General features: G+C 41.6%; 16 protein-coding genes. 7 read left to right on the forward strand and 9 right to left on the reverse strand.

What is annotated here, in order from left to right:
* Positions 1 to 46 precede the first annotated feature (46 nt).
* From ung to pcnB, 6 genes are all read right to left on the reverse strand, one after another.
* Positions 47 to 706 carry a uracil-DNA glycosylase gene (gene ung, locus GYY70_RS04320; protein WP_174831390.1) on the reverse strand — a complete coding sequence of 220 codons (660 nt, stop codon included), beginning with the start codon at positions 704 to 706 and terminating at the stop codon, positions 47 to 49.
* 93 nt (positions 707 to 799) lie between these two features.
* The gene (gene thiD / locus GYY70_RS04325) at positions 800 to 1,624 is read right to left on the reverse strand and encodes a bifunctional hydroxymethylpyrimidine kinase/phosphomethylpyrimidine kinase (RefSeq protein ID WP_174831391.1); all 825 of its coding nucleotides are present in this window, start codon (positions 1,622 to 1,624) and stop codon (positions 800 to 802) included.
* 172 nt (positions 1,625 to 1,796) lie between these two features.
* Positions 1,797 to 2,588: a 3-methyl-2-oxobutanoate hydroxymethyltransferase gene (gene panB, locus GYY70_RS04330; RefSeq protein WP_174831392.1), complete on the reverse strand. Its 792-nt coding sequence runs from the start codon at positions 2,586 to 2,588 to the stop codon at positions 1,797 to 1,799.
* A gap of 546 nt (positions 2,589 to 3,134) precedes the next feature.
* Positions 3,135 to 3,767: a deoxynucleoside kinase gene (locus tag GYY70_RS04335; protein ID WP_025330346.1), complete on the reverse strand. Its 633-nt coding sequence runs from the start codon at positions 3,765 to 3,767 to the stop codon at positions 3,135 to 3,137.
* Between the two features lie 19 nt (positions 3,768 to 3,786).
* Positions 3,787 to 4,293, reverse strand: coding sequence for a 2-amino-4-hydroxy-6-hydroxymethyldihydropteridine diphosphokinase (folK, locus tag GYY70_RS04340; protein WP_174831393.1), 507 nt, complete (start codon positions 4,291 to 4,293; stop codon positions 3,787 to 3,789).
* On the reverse strand, positions 4,290 to 5,624 hold the full coding sequence (gene pcnB / locus GYY70_RS04345; RefSeq protein ID WP_084554071.1) for a polynucleotide adenylyltransferase PcnB: 1,335 nt from the start codon (positions 5,622 to 5,624) through the stop codon (positions 4,290 to 4,292). The genes folK and pcnB overlap by 4 nt, the downstream gene beginning before the upstream one ends.
* 204 nt (positions 5,625 to 5,828) lie before the next feature.
* On the opposite strand from pcnB, the gene GYY70_RS04350 reads away from it, so the two are divergent.
* From GYY70_RS04350 to purE, 4 genes are read left to right on the forward strand one after another with little or no spacing between them, the layout of a single operon-like run.
* A complete protein-coding gene (locus GYY70_RS04350; protein WP_084585198.1) occupies positions 5,829 to 6,014 on the forward strand; it encodes a DUF3460 family protein in 186 nt (61 codons plus the stop codon).
* 17 nt (positions 6,015 to 6,031) lie between these two features.
* A complete protein-coding gene (locus tag GYY70_RS04355) occupies positions 6,032 to 6,700 on the forward strand; it encodes an O-methyltransferase (RefSeq protein ID WP_174831394.1) in 669 nt (222 codons plus the stop codon).
* 27 nt (positions 6,701 to 6,727) lie between these two features.
* A complete protein-coding gene (locus GYY70_RS04360) occupies positions 6,728 to 7,426 on the forward strand; it encodes a hypothetical protein (RefSeq protein WP_174831395.1) in 699 nt (232 codons plus the stop codon).
* Complete coding sequence (purE, locus tag GYY70_RS04365) at positions 7,423 to 7,920, forward strand: 5-(carboxyamino)imidazole ribonucleotide mutase (RefSeq protein ID WP_174831396.1); 498 nt, start codon at positions 7,423 to 7,425, stop codon at positions 7,918 to 7,920. Before GYY70_RS04360 ends, purE begins: the two co-directional genes overlap by 4 nt.
* A gap of 554 nt (positions 7,921 to 8,474) precedes the next feature.
* Here purE and GYY70_RS04370 read toward each other — a convergent pair.
* The 3 genes from GYY70_RS04370 to gltX form a co-directional block, all read right to left on the reverse strand.
* Entirely contained in the window at positions 8,475 to 10,139 is a 1,665-nt protein-coding gene (locus GYY70_RS04370; protein ID WP_174831397.1) for an AMP-binding protein, read from the reverse strand.
* Positions 10,140 to 10,293: 154 nt separating this feature from the next.
* Positions 10,294 to 11,400 carry a tRNA 2-thiouridine(34) synthase MnmA gene (mnmA, locus tag GYY70_RS04375; protein ID WP_084547682.1) on the reverse strand — a complete coding sequence of 369 codons (1,107 nt, stop codon included), beginning with the start codon at positions 11,398 to 11,400 and terminating at the stop codon, positions 10,294 to 10,296.
* Positions 11,401 to 11,658: 258 nt separating this feature from the next.
* On the reverse strand, positions 11,659 to 13,050 hold the full coding sequence (gltX, locus tag GYY70_RS04380; protein WP_174831660.1) for a glutamate--tRNA ligase: 1,392 nt from the start codon (positions 13,048 to 13,050) through the stop codon (positions 11,659 to 11,661).
* 112 nt (positions 13,051 to 13,162) lie between these two features.
* On the opposite strand from gltX, the gene GYY70_RS04385 reads away from it, so the two are divergent.
* The 3 genes from GYY70_RS04385 to GYY70_RS04395 all read left to right on the forward strand — a co-directional run bounded on the left by GYY70_RS04385 (position 13,163) and on the right by GYY70_RS04395 (position 17,435).
* Positions 13,163 to 14,164 carry an asparaginase gene (locus GYY70_RS04385; RefSeq protein ID WP_174831398.1) on the forward strand — a complete coding sequence of 334 codons (1,002 nt, stop codon included), beginning with the start codon at positions 13,163 to 13,165 and terminating at the stop codon, positions 14,162 to 14,164.
* A gap of 520 nt (positions 14,165 to 14,684) precedes the next feature.
* Positions 14,685 to 15,899 (forward strand): sugar efflux transporter, encoded by a 1,215-nt coding sequence (locus tag GYY70_RS04390; RefSeq protein WP_174831399.1) that lies wholly within the window; start codon positions 14,685 to 14,687, stop codon positions 15,897 to 15,899.
* Between the two features lie 1,095 nt (positions 15,900 to 16,994).
* Positions 16,995 to 17,435 (forward strand): hypothetical protein, encoded by a 441-nt coding sequence (locus tag GYY70_RS04395; protein ID WP_174831400.1) that lies wholly within the window; start codon positions 16,995 to 16,997, stop codon positions 17,433 to 17,435.
* The last annotated feature ends 470 nt before the right edge of the window (positions 17,436 to 17,905 follow it).

Here is a 17,905-nt window from a genome sequence, read left to right on the forward strand (position 1 = left end):
CACAACCGTACTGTTTATCAGACCGGCTTCTGGTCAGCCGGATATCTTACAACTGCCAGTCTATCGGGCTTATTCCGTGCTCCTGCAGATATGCATTAGCCCGTGAAAAATGCCTGCATCCGAAAAAACCACGGTATGCAGATAAAGGAGACGGATGAGGTGCAGTTAACACCAGATGTTTTTTCCGGTCAATCATAGCACCTTTTTTTTGGGCATGGCTGCCCCAAAGCATAAATACAATATGTTCACGTTCAGCATTTAAGACAGCAATCACATGGTCGGTAAAAGTTTCCCAGCCCAGCTCTGCATGTGAATGTGCCTGACCGGCGCGCACGGTTAAAACGGTATTAAGCAACAATACACCTTGCTCTGCCCAGTGCTGCAAATAGCCATGCTGCGGAATACGAAAGCCGGGTATATCCTCAGTCAGTTCTTTATATATATTGACTAGTGAAGGAGGAATGGCTACACCTTGCCGTACAGAAAAAGACAAACCATGCGCCTGCTGCGGACCATGATAAGGATCCTGACCAAGAATAACCACTTTAACCTGAGCAAATTCAGTTGCCTTAAACGCATTGAACACATCTTGTGCCGGCGGATAAATCACCTTACCGGCCAGCCTTTCAGCACGTACTGTTTCCAGAATATGCTGAAAATACGGTTGCTGTTTTTCTGCACCAATTGCCTGATGCCATGTCTGCATTAAAACTTCCCCTGTCTGATAAAAAAGCAATTTATACCTTGCAGTCGACCTTATACCCGTCAAGCTGCCAATTTTAGCATAGCGGCAAAACTACTAATCATGCCTTATACGCCAGAAATGCGCTAACGGACCATACCCATGTCCCAGATGCCAGTGTTGCCCTGCCTCAATCGCACCATGTACATAACTTTTGGCAGCCGCAACTGTATTGGCCAGATTTTCATGCTGTGGTCGCAAAGCGGCTATCGCAGCTGAAAGAGTACAGCCGGTACCATGAGTATGTGAAGTATGAATCCGGAGACTTTTAAAACATACCGGTTCATTATCCCGTTCCATCAGCCAGTCTGCAGCATCTTCAGAATTATTACGGTGCCCGCCTTTTACCAGTACTGCATGACAGCCTTCATTTAGTAAAATCTGTCCCTGTTCCAGCATTTCTTGATCCGTAGTGGCTATCGGCTTATGTGTCATGATAGACAGTTCAAAAAGATTAGGTGTCAGAATATCAGCCAGCGGCATCAGCAATTGCTTCATTGTCTGCACAGTATTTTCTATCGACAAAGCTGAACCGGAAGTAGCCACCATGACCGGATCCAGTACAGTAAAAGGCAGATGATATTGTTGCAGCGATTGAGCAACCGTACGGATGCTGTCAATATCAGCCAGCATACCGATTTTGACCGCATCAATACGAATATCAGACATCACTGCTGCACACTGCGCTTCTATCATATCCGGCGTTACTACCATAACCTGCTGTACACCAAAAGTATTCTGTGCAGTAATGGCTGTAATCACACTGGTACCGTATGCGCCCAGCGCAGCAAAAGTTTTTAAGTCCGCCTGAATACCTGCTCCGCCACTGGAATCAGATCCGGCAATAGTTAAAGCACGGGGGTAAGGCTTGGCGAGCGCCATAAGCATCTCCCTGAAAATTTTTATTTGTCAACGAATTAACTTATATATACTTCCAGAAAAAAAAACAAGCCCGTATAAATATCCGCAAAATATGCCTATTGACTATTTGTAAAGAAAAACCCACAAAAAAATATAATATTTTCAATTAAAAACAGAAATTTAATTCAAACTTTCAATCAGCAAAAATATGTTCTGCTGCCGGAAAAGTTTTTGCTTTTACTTCACTAACATAGGCACTGACAGCTGCCTGAATACTATCCTGATCCCGCATAAAATTTTTGACAAATTTAGCTGTTTTACCCGGATAAATACCCAGCATATCATGCATTACCAGAACCTGTCCGTCACAGTCGACACCAGCACCAATACCGATTGTCGGGCAGCTAAGTGCTGCTGTCACCTCTGCTGCCAGCCGGCCGGGTACACACTCCATTAATACCATATCAGCACCAGCCTGTGCATGAGCCTGAGCATCGGCCATTAATTGTGCCGCGGCTTCACCACGACCTTGTACTTTATAGCCTCCGAGTGTATGAACAGATTGCGGCGTAAGACCGATATGTGCACATACCGGAATACCTCGCTGCTGTAAAAACTGTGTGGTTTCTGCTATCCATGCCCCTCCTTCCAGTTTCACCATATGTGCACCGGCAACCATCAGGCGTACGGCAGCAGCAAAAGCCTGTTCTTTGCTTTGCTGATAGGCTCCGAAAGGCAGATCAGCCAGAATCATTGCCTGTTGATTACCCCGTGCTACAGCAGCCGTGTGATAGCAGATATCATCAACACTAACCGGTATAGTAGATGTTTGCCCTTGTACCGCCATACCAAGCGAATCACCAATCAGCAATATATCAACACCGGCATCGCTCATCAGACGGGCAAAACTGGCATCATAACAAGTCAGCATGGCAATTTTTTCACCGGCTGCCTTCATTTTCCTTAAAGTATGAATAGTATGCATATACAGATAAATCCGCTATTTATGTTTTATCAGAAAATACTGCCGGTAATAACAGCTCATTTATTTTTAACCTGCATTCCGGCTAAAGAAACCCAAATTTGTTACAACAAATATCCGGCTAGTTGTAATGACCGGCAAAATACCACAGACTACAGTCAAACCAGAACAGATTAACAAATATTTTGCCATCCTTTATTCCCATCTGACCGGAATATCTTTAAAACTATTTATCTAATATGGATATATCAAGATATTGGTACTAAACCAGTAATTTCATCCTCGATAATGCCGGAAAAATACGTATCTGAATTCTGTAATCCCATATACAAAAACTGTACTTTTTTCTAAAAAAAGTACAGTTTGTAAGTCTGAAATCCATCGCAAATAGAAAATAAATACCAAATTAACAGAATATTGTCATTGATATTTTTTTACTCAAATTAAACGGCATAAAATGCCGATATAGCTAATTTACGACAAATCAGATTGACTGAAATATCCACGCAGACAACAGAAATAATTATTTCACCAAACAATTTTAAATAACTATTCGCTCAAATTGAGATAATTACGGCTGCCCTGCATATTGGCAATGGTATTCAGCAACAGTTCAAAATGATCGTCATTACCAAGAAAATCCAGCTCATTAGTATTAGCAATCAATAGAGGAGCATGCTGATATAAATGGAAAAACCGGCGATACTCAGCGTGAATCTGCTGTAAATAACCAGCTGGAAACAGATTAACCATTCCGTCATCACGCTGACGCAAACGCTTATCAAGCAACTCGTCATCAGCTTCCAGATAAATCACCAGATCCGGAACCGGAAATTTCGGCATTACTTTTTGCTTAATCTGCCAGTACAGAGTCTGTTCCTCTTCACGCAGAATTACCGGCACATATATCTGATCTTTCTCAAGCAGAAAATCAGCAATAACCCGCGAGCGTCGCTCATCCTCAGCATAAATCACATTTATTGCCTCGCAACGACGCATTAAAAAATGCATCTCTGTCGCCAGTCCGTGATTAGTCGCATTCAGATAAAATTTTTCCAGAAACGGATTGCTTTCCGGAATTTCCGACAGCAGTAGAGCATCAAAATATTGTGCCAGACGGCGGCTTAAAGCTGATTTCCCACTGCCAATAGATCCTTCTACGACAATGTAGCGATAATCCATACTCCCTGTTCCCCTGCTTTTATTCCTGTTCGTCAGTAATTATAGTTACTGCATCCGGCTGTTTCTTCAATAATGCCGCAGCCACCGCAGAAGCACTGTCATGAGTACCAATTACATAATAAGGTGCAATCGCAGCCAGCGGTGCCATTACAAAAGCACGTTCACACGCACGCGGGTGCGGCAGTGTCAGATTCGCATCATTAATATTCTGATGATCATAATCAATTATATCCAGATCAATCACTCGCGGTCCGTTTGGAACATCACGTACCCGTCCCAGTCTGTTTTCCAGATCCAATAAAGAATTTAATAGTTCATGAGCACTTAAAGTGGTATGAACCAGAACCACAGCATTGACAAAATCCGGCTGATCAGTCATCCCTACCGGCTTAGTAATATAAAGTGGTGAAATTGCCTTGACCCGAACCTCTTTGATCTGATTCAAAGCTGCCAGAGCTGTTTCAACCTGTTTACGTGGATTATCAAGATTAGCCCCTAAAGCAATTACCGCTGTAACTAAATTCATGCTTCCTCCTGCTTAGGTTTGTTGGTACGTCTGTTACGGTATCTTTTTTGTCTTGTTGAATTTTTTTCTGATTGCGAAGCAGTACGAATTAATTGCTCACGCTCTACATCTGAACCATGCTGAAAAGCCTGCCACCACTGAACTGTCTCCTGTGATAATTCGCCCAGACTGGCACGCAAACACATAAAATCAAAAGCAGCACGAAAACGCGGCTGTCCGAGTAAGCGGTAAGGACGCGCCCCGCGCATAATTTCAAACTGCGGCTGCAAACTCCAGATTTCACGCATGGTTACACTATATCGCTGCGGCACACCCCAGTTTTTATCTACATGCTGACGTTCTGAAGTAATCGCCGCATTCATCGCCGCACTGGAGCGCATACCACTATTCAGTTCCCGCTGCCATACTGTTCTGATATGCGGCCATAATACAGCCGCCAGTACAAAGCCCATAGATACAGATTTATCTGCCCGCAGGCGTTCGTCAGTATTGTGCAGAGCCAATGCGACAATATTATCATTACTTTCGCCGCCCGGCATTAATGCATCAAGTAGAGGATGAATATCTTTCAGACCAAGATTATTCATCTGGCGCAAACATGCCTGTGCATAACCACTGAACAATATTTTCAGTACTTCATCAAATAGCCGTGCCGGCGGTTCCCGCTTTAACAACTGCGCACATTCAGCTATCGGTTTAGATGTGTGTTTATCTACGGTAAAGCCAAGTTTTCCAGATAATCTGGCTGCCCGTAGCATGCGCACCGGATCCTCCTGATAACGCTCAGCCGGATTACCTATCATTACCAGACGCCGGTTAAGTATGTCTTCAACGCCATGATGAAAATCCAGAACTACTTGCTGCTTCGGATCATAGTACAGAGCGTTGGCAGTAAAGTCCCGGCGCATTGCATCCTGTTCAAGCGTACCGAAACTGACATCCTTCATAATCCTGCCTAGCTCATTATGGCTGTTGACTGCCCCGCCCCGAAAAGTTGTTACCTCGATAGTTTCCGGACCAACCATAACATGCACAATCGGAAAACGCCTGCCAATAATGCGGCTGCGCCGGAAAAGTTTATGTATCTGTTCGGGTGTGGCATCTGTTGCCACATCAAAATCTTTAGGTGTCACACCAAGCAGTAAATCACGCACAGCTCCACCTACCACATAAGCCTGATAGCCTTCCTTCTGCAAGCGGGTGATTACCTTTTCCGCTGCAAAACTCAGATCATCTGCCTGAATATGGTGTTGTGCCAATGAGATTTCCCGCCTTTTGCCACGCCGGGCAGACTTTCTCGGCAAAACCTTGTGTAACCACTTTGTTAGCATAAATAATACAAAAGCTTATGAAAAAATACTCGCGTGCCGCAGCAACCACGACCGATAAAGTACTATAGTATAACCTATCTATCCGTATCTCATCATTCCTCACCACACAGACAAGTGCAATCTGCCGGCATTTTCTTCACTACCACTGCCTACTTTGTATATAATACACCCGTTTCTGAACTCATCATGTAAGAAGAAACCGATATGTATAATTATCAGTCTGACACTACCCAGTTTCTGAATGAATTTCTGACTAAGCACCCGGAAGAAGCACAAGCACAAATCGAACATCGCGGCATGCTATGGGATGTACAGCTCAATCCGGAAGATGAAGCAAACTTTGCCGCCTCCAGATTGCCGAAAAAAGGCTATACCTATCTAACTGAATAATCTCTATTTAACCCGTTATGAGCCAGAACGGTTGTCTGACTACCCCGGAGCTGAGGCAATATCTTGCCGGAATAAACCCTGCAGAAGCGCCACTACTGGCACAGCTGCGTGCTGAAACGGCACGACATCGCAAGGGTAATATGAGTATCGCACCGGAACAGGCTCAATTAATGGTATGGCTTGCACGGATGATTCAGGCTCGCAACTATCTGGAAATTGGTGTTTTTACCGGTTACAGTAGTACAGCTATGGCAATGGCACTGCCGGAAGACGGACATATCACTGCCTGTGATATTAACGTAACCTATACCGATATTGCCCGCCGCTACTGGCAAGAGGCTAATGTCAGCCATAAAATCCAGCTGTATCTGCAGCCGGCAATAATAACCCTCGATAAACTGATTACCAATAATCAAAACAATTATTACGATATTGCTCTGATAGACGCGGATAAGATACCCACCCCTCAATATTTTGAGCGCTGCCTGCAATTGGTTCGTCCCGGCGGCATTATCGCCATTGATAATGTCTTATTGCACGGTCGTGTTGCACATACAGCCAATGCTAATGAATCAGAAAGTGTTCATATTATGCGTCAGTTCAATGCCAGCTTGATAAACGATACGCGGATAATTCCGTTAACTATACCATTTGGTGATGGTTTAACACTTATTCAGAAAAGATAATAACAAACAACCGGAGGAGAAAAATACATGAATTCACGTTTAAATCAATACCATTTCAGCCTAATCCTGATAGTTACATTTTGTATCAGTGCTTGCAGTAACATACCATCCTCCTCTGTTGCAGCTAGCACTTCTGCAGCGGAAGAAGTACACACAAATAGTAACCAATCCACTGAACAGCTTGACCAGATTCAGACGCAACTGAATGCTTTACAGATACAGATCAATGGTCTGCAAAACCAGATGAATGATATTCGTCAGCAACAAGATACATTATCGCGCTACCTGAATGTACGTACTCCGGTCAGTCACACTACCCCGGCCAAAGCCTCCGCTACTAATGATAATACCAGCGAAGCACGCCGGCTATATAATGCCGGTCTTTATAGCCAAAGCATTCGTCTGCTGAAAAATGCTGATAGTGGTGGCAATGGCAGCGCCCAGGCACAAGAGCGCATGTGGCTGCTGCTGCAAAACCATTCCCGTTTGAATAATTGTGAATCGGTAATTAATATCGGCAAGCGCTTTAACAGCCTTTATCCGCAAAACAGTCAAAGTGCCAACGCCCTTTATCTGGTGGCACAATGTCAGACTCATTTACAGCAACAGGATATTGCCCGCCTTACTTATCAGCACATTATCAGTAGTTATCCCAACAGTAATGCCGCTGTTAAAGCCAGGCATCAATTAAAAAACCTGTTACCAATCAAAAAAGGAACTCGATGAACACTCCGCAAATCGGCATTATTATGGGTAGCAATAGTGACTATCCGGTTATGCAACAGGCAGAGCAGTTTTTGCAACAATTCAGTATTCCTTATGAAATACAGGTTGTATCCGCACACCGTACTCCGGATTTAATGTTTGAATACGCTGAAACCGCCCGTTCCCGCGGCTTGAAAGCGATTATAGCCGGCGCCGGCGGGGCTGCTCATCTACCGGGCATGGTTGCTGCCAAAACCACCGTTCCTGTTCTGGGCGTACCTGTACCAAGTAAATATCTGCGCGGTGAAGATTCACTACTGTCTATTGTCCAAATGCCTAAAGGCGTACCAGTAGCCACTTTTGCTATTGGTGAAGCTGGTGCAGCCAATGCTGCTTTATTTGCCATTTCCATGCTGGCCAATGACAATCCGCAGCTGGCACAAAAACTGGCAGAATTTCGTGAAAGCCAGAAACAAAGTGTTCTGGATATGAATTTACCCAGCATTCCAGCCTGATTACTATTTAATTCAGACATATTTGCTGCATAAATATAATGAATAATATCATTATGCTATTGATATTAATTGTATTCAAATAAGAAAGAAAATTGACTATTATCCTCAGTAGCATGAGCATATTTACATGATTAGAATTAGCTCCAAAAAGCAATATCAGTTTTTAGTTATCAATTTAATCTAAAGAATTTCTGCTAAGTAACTGAAAGCAGAATAAAGATTTAAAATTAAAAATAAAATTCCAGCTTTCTTATTATTGCCAACAACAAATACTAAAAATATTCATTCTAAATTAAATATTTCATTTGAATTACAATCGAAATTGGATTGATTTACAATTCAGTTTTAACAATAAATTAAGCTAAAAAATTAGTAAATTCATTTATTTATTATAACTAAACAAAATTTTAATATTAAACAAATAAAACCTATAAATATGTTTATATCATTTATTATGCTTGATACCCATAATAAATAAATTATTACATTTTATTTACTGAATAAAAAAAGATACTGCTCCTATATTAGCAGTATCCATTTTTTATAACAAAATATTATTTTTCTGTTCTCAAATCCTTACGCAAAATTTTTCCTACAGCAGATTTGGGCAATTCTGAGCAAAACTCTATATCTTTAGGCACCTTATAACCGGTCAGATTCTGGCGACAATAGGCAATAATTTGTTCACGAGTCAGATTCGGATCCCGTTTTACTACAAATAACTTGATTGCTTCGCCTGATTTTTCATTAGGTACACCGATACAAGCCACTTCCAGCACCTCTGGCATAGCGGCTACAACCTCTTCTACCTCATTCGGATATACATTAAAACCCGATACCAGAATCATATCTTTTTTGCGATCTACCAGTTTTACATAACCTTTAGCATCAATTTCAGCCATATCACCGGTAGCCACAAAACCACGGCTATCAAGAACTTTAGCTGTTTCTTCCGGTCGGTTCCAGTAGCCTTTCATTACTTGCGGCCCCTGAACCCATAACTCGCCTACTTCACCAACCCCGAGAACCTTGCCGTTATCATCACGAATTTCAATATCTGTATTCGAAACCGGCAAACCGGCAGTACCCGTATATTCAGGATTATTCAGCGGATTAGCGCACACGCCGGGGCTGGCCTCAGTTAGACCATAAGCATCAATAATGGGCACACCCGTAATGGCTTTCCATTCCTGCGCCACCATTTTCTGAGTTGCCATTCCTCCACCCAGCACAAGCTTCCAGGTTGAAAAATCAATCGTTTTAAATTCTTCATTATGAATCAGTGCATTAAACAGAGTATTAACGCCACTCATTACCGTTACCCGATTGTTTTTCAGAACTTTAACCAAAGCTTTAATATCACGCGGGTTGGTAATCAGAATATTTTTGGAACCGGCATTAGCAAAAATCATAATATTCACAGTAAGTGAAAAAATATGATATAGCGGCAATGGTGTTACTACTACTTCCTGTCCGGGCACCAGATTTGCCTTAATCCATTCTGATGCCTGCTGCATATTGGCTACAATATTACCGTGCGTCAGCATTGCGCCCTTGGACATACCGGTTGTCCCGCCGGTATATTGCAATAAAGCCAAATCTTCCAGCTCAAGCGGTACCGGAGTAAAACGTTGTTTTTTCCCTAATTCCAAAGCATGCAGAAAAGTAACTGACCGCTCAATCTGAAAAGGCTTCACCATTTTTTTGAATTTGCGCAGCATGAAGTTCACTACAGCACCCTTCAGCCAGCCAAGCATATCGCCCATACTGGCCACTATCACCTGCCTGATTGCAGTCTGCTCCAGTACCTGAGCCACTGTATGCGCAAAATTTTCCAGTACGATAATCGCAGTCGCACCGGAATCAATCAACTGATGAGCTAATTCCCTCGGCGTATACAGAGGATTGACGTTCACAACTACGCCGCCAGCCTGTAACACCCCGAATACCGCAATCGGATACTGCAATACATTAGGCATCATAATTGCTACCCGCTCACCTTTTTGCAGATTCAGTACATTCTGCAAATATGAGGTGAACTGATTTACAAAAGTAGCAGTTTGAGTATACGTGAGTGTAGTACCCATATTGGAAAAGCTTGGCTGCGGGCCGAATTTCTTCACACTGGTGTCAAGAACGTCAATAATTGACGAATATGCACGCACATCTACTTCTGCCCGCACCCCTTCCTGATAACTTTGTAACCAGATTTTTTCCATTATCTTTTTCCTCTGCAACAATGCGTCTAATTTAAAGTGAAGTAAGGAAACATCAGTCAAAACAGACTGCAAAGAAAACATCAAATCAGAACATCAGCATTGTCTGCAAGATGACTGACTGTAGCCAGCCAGTCTGTTGATATAAGTGATTAAATTAATTATTTTGAATACTATGACTGTCGGTATCTCTGATAATACCACCACCCAGACACACAGCGCCAGCATACAGTACAGCAGACTGACCGGGCGTTACTGCCCATTGTGGTTCATCAAATACCAGTTCCGCGCAATCATCAGCCAGATAACGCAATTGAGCTGCCGCATCAGGCATGCGATAACGTGTTTTCACACCATAGCGCCCTTCTGCCGGACGTTCAGGTGTCGTAAAACTTAAATCATGCATAATCAGGCTGCGACTGAACAACAGTGGATGATCATGTCCCTGCACAACCAGAAGCTCATTATTCGGCAAATTTTTTCCGGCAACAAACCACGGCTCTCCGTCGCCACCGATACCCAAACCTTTGCGCTGCCCCAGTGTGTAATACATCAGTCCTTCATGCTCACCTACAATTTTACCTTCCGGTGTCACCATTGCTCCCGGATTAGTAGGCAGGTAACGCTGTAAAAATTGTCTGAACGGTCGTTCACCAATAAAGCAGATTCCGGTACTGTCTTTTTTTCCGGCTGTGGGTAACTGAGCCTGCTCCGCCAATCGGCGTACTTCAGATTTTTCCAGGTCACCGAGCGGAAACAATGCACGCTGTAATTGGTATGGTTGCAGTCGATACAGAAAATAGCTTTGGTCTTTATTCTGATCCAGCCCCTTGAGCAGATAATGTACGCCATCACGTACATCCTTACGTGCATAATGTCCTGTTGCAATCAGATCTGCACCACCGTTCAGGGCATGTTCCAGAAAACATTTGAATTTAATTTCTGCATTACACAACACATCAGGATTGGGTGTGCGACCAGCCTGATACTCCTGAAGAAAATATGCAAAGACATTATCTTTATACTGACCTGCAAAATTAACAATATCAATATCCATATCAATCAGATCAGCCACTGCTACTGCATCCAGTGAATCCTGCTTGATAGAACAATATTCGTCATCGTTATCGTCTTCCCAGTTTTGCATGAAGACACCGCGCACATCATAACCGCCCTGCTTGAGCAGCCAGGCTGTAACCGATGAATCCACTCCACCGGACATGCCAACAACAATACGTTGTGATAAATTTGCTTTTGTATTCATTTACATTCATCCAAAACCGGCGCAGATTGTGCCACAGGCAGAACATAGCAGCAACCTGCCGGCATAATTAATTGTGTATCAAACTTACAAAAAAACGTCATAAATACACAATTTACATCCATAATCAGCTTTTTATTTACACAAAAAAAATTTTTACTCTATATTATCAGTATAAATAACACAGGCTGCCGGTACTGTAATATCTGTCTGTAGACAAAAAATCACAAGACCGGCAGCCTGTGTAAATGCAAATCAAACTCAGTTCTGACGCAGACGACGCAATACCTCATCGCGCCCTAATAAAGCCAGCACCTGATCAATCGACGGGGTTTTTCCTGTACCACATACAGCCAGACGTAAAGGCATACCCAATTTACCCATTTTAATATTTTCTGTTTCACAAAATGGTGCAAAAAGAGCATGAATACTTTCTGCATCCCATTGTGATAACTGTTCAAGCAGGGCTGCAAAGCGCTGCATACGTGCCGGAGCATCTGCATCCCAGTGTTTAGCTACTTCCTTTTCTCCGGGAGTTGCTTTAGCATAAAAATATCTGCATTCCTCAGCCAGCTGATTTAAATCCTGAGCACGTTCTTTAACCAGTGCTATCACTTCAGCCAAATCCGGCTGCTCAGTTACTTCAATGCCCTGCTGTGCCAGACGCGGGCGCACCAGCTCAGCCAGACGGGAATTATCACTGGCTTTAATATGCTGCGCATTCAGCCACAACAGCTTTTCATGATCAAAACGGCTAGCTGAAGGGCTGACATCTTTTAAATCAAACCATTCAACAAACTGTTCCATCGTGAAGAATTCATCATCACCATGTCCCCAGCCGAGTCGTGCCAGATAATTCAGCAAAGCTTCCGGTAAAATACCTTGCCGGTCATAATCAACCACACTAACTGCATCCCGGCGCTTACTCATTTTTGCGCCTTTTTCATTCAGAATCATCGGCAAATGAGCATATTGAGGCAAAGATGCACCCATAGCTAAAAGAATATTAATCTGTTTAGGCGTATTGTTGACATGGTCATCACCACGGATAACCTGCGTAATACCCATATCATAATCATCTACAACTACACAGAAATTATAGGTAGGCGTACCATCGGCACGCGCAATAATCAGATCATCCAGATCCTGATTGGCAATGGCAATATGACCTTTAACCAAATCATCCCATGCCGTTTCACCAGTTAGCGGCATTTTAAAACGTACGACCGGCTGAACACCTTCGGGTACAGGTGGCAGTGTTTTGCCTTCATCCGGCCGCCAGCGGCGGTCATACCAGAAGTGTTCACCACGTGCCTCAGCTTCCTGCCGCATTGCTTCCAGTTCTTCACGGCTGGTATAGTCATAATAAGCATGACCGGAAGCCAATAACTCACGTAAAACTTCAGCATAACGGTCAAAGCGCTTTGTCTGGTAAAACGGACCTTCATCATAGTCCAGACCAACCCAGTGCATACCGTCCATAATCGCCTGCACTGATTCAGCCGTAGAACGTTCCAAATCCGTGTCTTCAATTCGTAATATAAACTTACCATGATGTTTACGTGCAAATGCCCAAGAGAACAAAGCAGTGCGCACACCACCAATATGCAAAAAACCGGTAGGACTGGGAGCAAAACGAGTACGAATCATGATTACCATTCTTCAGACACAGAAAAGACCTTATTGTACGCGTAAGCCAGAGTAAACAAAACCCGTTCGTGATATGCTTGCACTAATACCTGTAACCGTATGAAAGGCAGCATATATGAACTCCCCGAAACATCTGGCTGTTTACTACACTGGCGGAACCATTGGTATGCAGCAAACACCGGCCGGACTGGCTCCGGCTGTCAATCTTGCCAGCCTGGCTGCGCCCATTTTTCAGGAATACAGTCACCAGCTCAAATGCGACTGGTTTATTTGTGAACCACTGATTGATTCTTCAGCGATTACCCTTTCAAACTGGGAGACATGGCTTAACTGGATAGACAGCAAAGCTGAAAATTATGATGGTCTGCTCATTCTGCACGGTACCGATACCATGGCCTACAGTGCCAATATAATTGCGCTGGCACGGCCGAAACTGAATATCCCCATTATCCTTACCGGAGCCATGCTACCCCTGGAAGCTGATAACAGTGATGCACCACAAAACCTGCGTACTGCACTAGCTGCATTCAGCCTGCCGGGTTTTACCCAAACTGCCATTGCTTTTAACAGACAGCTCTGGCCGGCTGTCGGCAGCAGCAAAATCAGTACAGAACAGTCAGACGCATTTGCCAATCCGCAGTTTGGTTCACTGGCACAATGGTCAGAATCCGAAGGATGGTTTAATACTAATCTGCCTGTTGCCGGCAATTCAGACCTATCTGCACAATATGACATCAGTACATCGGCAAGAATTCACTGCTTTACTCTGACTCCGGGTGCTAATCTGGCAATGATTACCGCCAGTCTTACTCACAATCCTCCTGACGGAGTAATTTTACAAAGCTATGGCAATGGCAATACACCTAATGATAGGAATTTTCTGGCTGCAATCAGACAGATTAGTGAGCAATCAATACCTATTCTGAATATCAGTCAGGTTTTACAGGGATGTGCCTCTGCTGTTTACGCACAAGGACATGAATTGCGTGCAGCCGGCGTTATCAACGGCGGTAAATGTAATCTGGAAACTGCTGTGGCTATCCTGACACTGGCCGTAAGCAATAACTGGAATAAAGAACAAATTGAAAATCTGCTGCATACACAGAAGCTGATTTAAATATTTACTTTTGCAGGATTATCCGGCTTACTCTGTAACCGATTAATCCTGCACAATTTTGTTAATAAAGAGCTTGCGATAGCTTAGTCCGGTATCGTCGATACTATAAAAAGCTATTAACAACTTTTTGCATCCTCGATTACTTGAAACTTTCCTTGAAAAATTATTCAAATATCCCAAAAAATTTCATTTTAAATTAATCGTTTAAACCAATTTGTAATAATCAAATATTTTTTATACAAATACTGGTCTCTGCCAATTATTTTAGATAAAAGTTTATTGGGTTTTATAGCCATGTGGCAAATTTTTATCAAACACGATTTCATATATATATTGCATTTATACTTACTATTAATAAATTCAAATTGAATAAATATCCATAATTTGAAATTTAATTAACAAATTAACAATAACTTATGTGCTTTATTAAATAAAATATGATATTTTTATTAAGAGTTTTAAATACCTATAACCATGATTTATGATATAACTCTTTCTTTTCAGAATAGAAAAGTCAGTTATGGAAGAAAACCTTGCGATAAAACAAAAGGCTTATATTATTCTGGGTTCTTTTCTGGTTGCCGCATTTATTATTGGTATTGCCGGTGCATTGCAGGCACCGACACTCAGCCGTTATCTTGCCGAAGATGTGAAGGTTAATCCATATCAGGTAGGTTTATTTTACTCAATCAATGCCGTTGCCGGCATTGTCGTCAGCTTTCTGCTGGCACAATACTCTGATAATAAAGGTGTTCGACGGAATATTATTCTATTTTGTTGTCTGATGGGCATAGGAAATTGCATTACGTTTGCATTTTCGCGCCAATACTTTATCCTCGTTACCGTAGGCATATTTTTTTCAGCTTTTACCTCTGCAGCTATGCCGCAAATTTTTGCATCCGCACGTGAATATACAGATAAAACCGGCCGCAACGTTGTCGTTTTCAATGGCATTTTACGGGCACAATTGTCACTGGCCTGGGTAATCGGTCCGCCATTATCATTTGCATTAGCCGTGAATTACGGATTTACCATTATGTATCTGAGTGCGGCAGCTATGTTTTTTGTTGCCATGCTGATCGTTTTTCTGTGTTTCCCTGTTATAAAACGTCCGGCATCTGTTACTAAAAAACAAGAGTCAAAAGAAAAGATTTTCAATAATCCTAATGTCATTTTGCTGTTTATCGCTTCAATCAGTATGGGTACAGCAAATATGATGTATTTGATTGATATGCCTTTATATATCGATGACATTCTGCCCGGTTCACCTTCACTGCCCGGACATTTGATGGGCATAGCTGCTGCCATTGAAATTCCCGCTATGCTGATTGCCAGCATGCTGGTACCGCGCTTTGGTAATAAAAATCTGATTTGTTTTGCAGTCATTTGCGGCATCATATTTTATATCGGTATGGTTTCTACCCAAAACGAATGGATGCTGATTGGTTTACAATTCTTTAATGGTTTATTTATCGGCATAATAGCCAGTATCGGTCTGATTTATTTTCAGGATTTATTACCTAAACGTACGGGTGTTGCTTCTACATTGTTTAATAACTGTATTTCTAGCAGTATTATTCTGGCCGGTATGTTGCAGGGTGTTATTTCGGCCAACTTCGGCCATCAGAGTATCTATACCATTTCTTTAGCCATGGTAATTTTATCTTTCATCTTGTGCCTGATTATTCAGCCACCGCCTTCAGCAATTAAATCGCCCTCAAAGGTTAATCACTGATCAGCACCGTAATCACCATTCTAACAAGGTTCTAAAACTGACTATAGGCTTATCTTAAAACATCTATTATCAATATCAGTAAAGCACTGTAGTAATAAATAAATTCATACCGCCAAAAATCCGCATTAACAAACAAATATTTTCCTAAACTATCCGGCATAATCATATTATCGTTTAACAGTTGTAAACATTTAAATAGTCATATTTCAGGGAAAATAAAACGCAGTTGTCTGATTCTAAATTATTCAAAACCGGTGCTAAGTTGATGGTGAATGGTTAAATGCTGATAATAAAAAAATCATACCCGTATCCAATCCTGCAATCGGTGAAAAACTGGCTGATAATCCTAAAATGGTTACCACAGAAGCTGTATGTGCGGTAACTGCCACCCGGATTACTTTAAAAACGAAGTTGGAACAAAACTTATTGCGTAATAAGCATTTTCAGTAAAAAAATTTCTATAGAACTTGGGGAAAGCTTTATCTATTGTTTTCAATGATACAGATATTGATGCAGCAGTAACCAGCGCCATAATTTTCAAATTCCACAATGACGGACAAACCTAAGCCTGTGCCAATCATATTTATGTGCAAAGCGCTGTCAACAACCAGTTTGTGCCTAAATTCTAAGAAACTATCAACAATTTGACCTTAGTCACGGTATGGATGCAGGTGTTAACGTAAGCCCTTTGATTGATAGTCAGGCAGTAGCAAAATTATTGAACATACTCAAGATGCTACCACTGAAGGCGCTAAATAGTTACAGGTTTGGTTGCAATGTGGTTGTTTGGGAAAAATCATATATTAACAAAAGTTATTATCATAAGAATAATAGGAGCTTCTCTGAATTACTCAGACAATTTAGAAAGAAAAATAAATTCTCCGTCATTCAGCGATAAAAAACCTATTTAAATTTAATAAATTGTTTTTTATTAACATAAATATACAAAATATTGCAAATAAAACAAGGAGAGTTTACAATCTGTATGATGCAAAACCAATTGATAAACCTGTACTTTATTTTTGCTTGGCTCTACTTTGATATTAAGCATATACATTTGTAAATAGCCGGATAATTTCAAAAAGAGGAAGATTAATGAAAAGGATCATTCTAACAGTAGTAGCATCCTGTGCCCTGTGTTTTGCGGGTTATCAATGGCATAAAAGCATACAAGAAAAAAGAATATTTGTTCAGGATATCAAATCCAGAACAGATCAATATGGTTTTCTGGATATATCAGATAATCTTACCGAAAGTAAGGGAATTGTCATTGTGGCTCCAGTCAATTGTCCGTCACGGCAGGCAAAGATTGCTGATTATCTGGTCACAGAACTAAATAAACAGAATATTCCTGCGACCCGAACTAATAGTTACAATTTCAGACAGAAAAACATTATGTCAGAAAGAGAAATAAATCAGATGATTAAAAGATATCAATATGTCAGAACAATGGCTCCACCGCTGGTATTTGTAAATGGTAAAATAAAGTCTAATCCATCAATTGAAGCCATCAAAAAAGAGTGGGAGTTACAATAGTTGTTTCGTTAACCAAACTTACTTCGACATGTTCAATAAAAATTAAAATTAATCAAGTGTGCCAATGTCTGCATCTTGTATTTTCAGGATCAGCTTCCCAGTTGAACTATTTAATTTCTAATTTGTTTAACAATTGCCTTTATACAGTACTATTCTGCCTGGTTTGTTACAGGACGTAATTTCTGCCAGCTTCGGCCATCACATTATTTATGTGATTGCACTTGCAATGGTGTCTGTTTCATTTATTTTCTGTCTGATTATTGCTAAACCAGTCTATACCAAAATAGTTTCTTAACAACAGTATTGATTAGTTTTAACTGAATAACACTACACAACACCAATTTCTATCAGGCTAAATCCAACCGGTTTAGCCTTTTTAATTAACACTGACATCTATACATCATTGAAATCAATAATCAAATAAGGCAGCACTTTATTTGCATGCCGGCAGACGCTCAGCAATTAAGAAT

The organism is Snodgrassella sp. ESL0324 (genome assembly GCF_013344955.1).
Classification (GTDB): domain Bacteria; phylum Pseudomonadota; class Gammaproteobacteria; order Burkholderiales; family Neisseriaceae; genus Snodgrassella; species Snodgrassella alvi.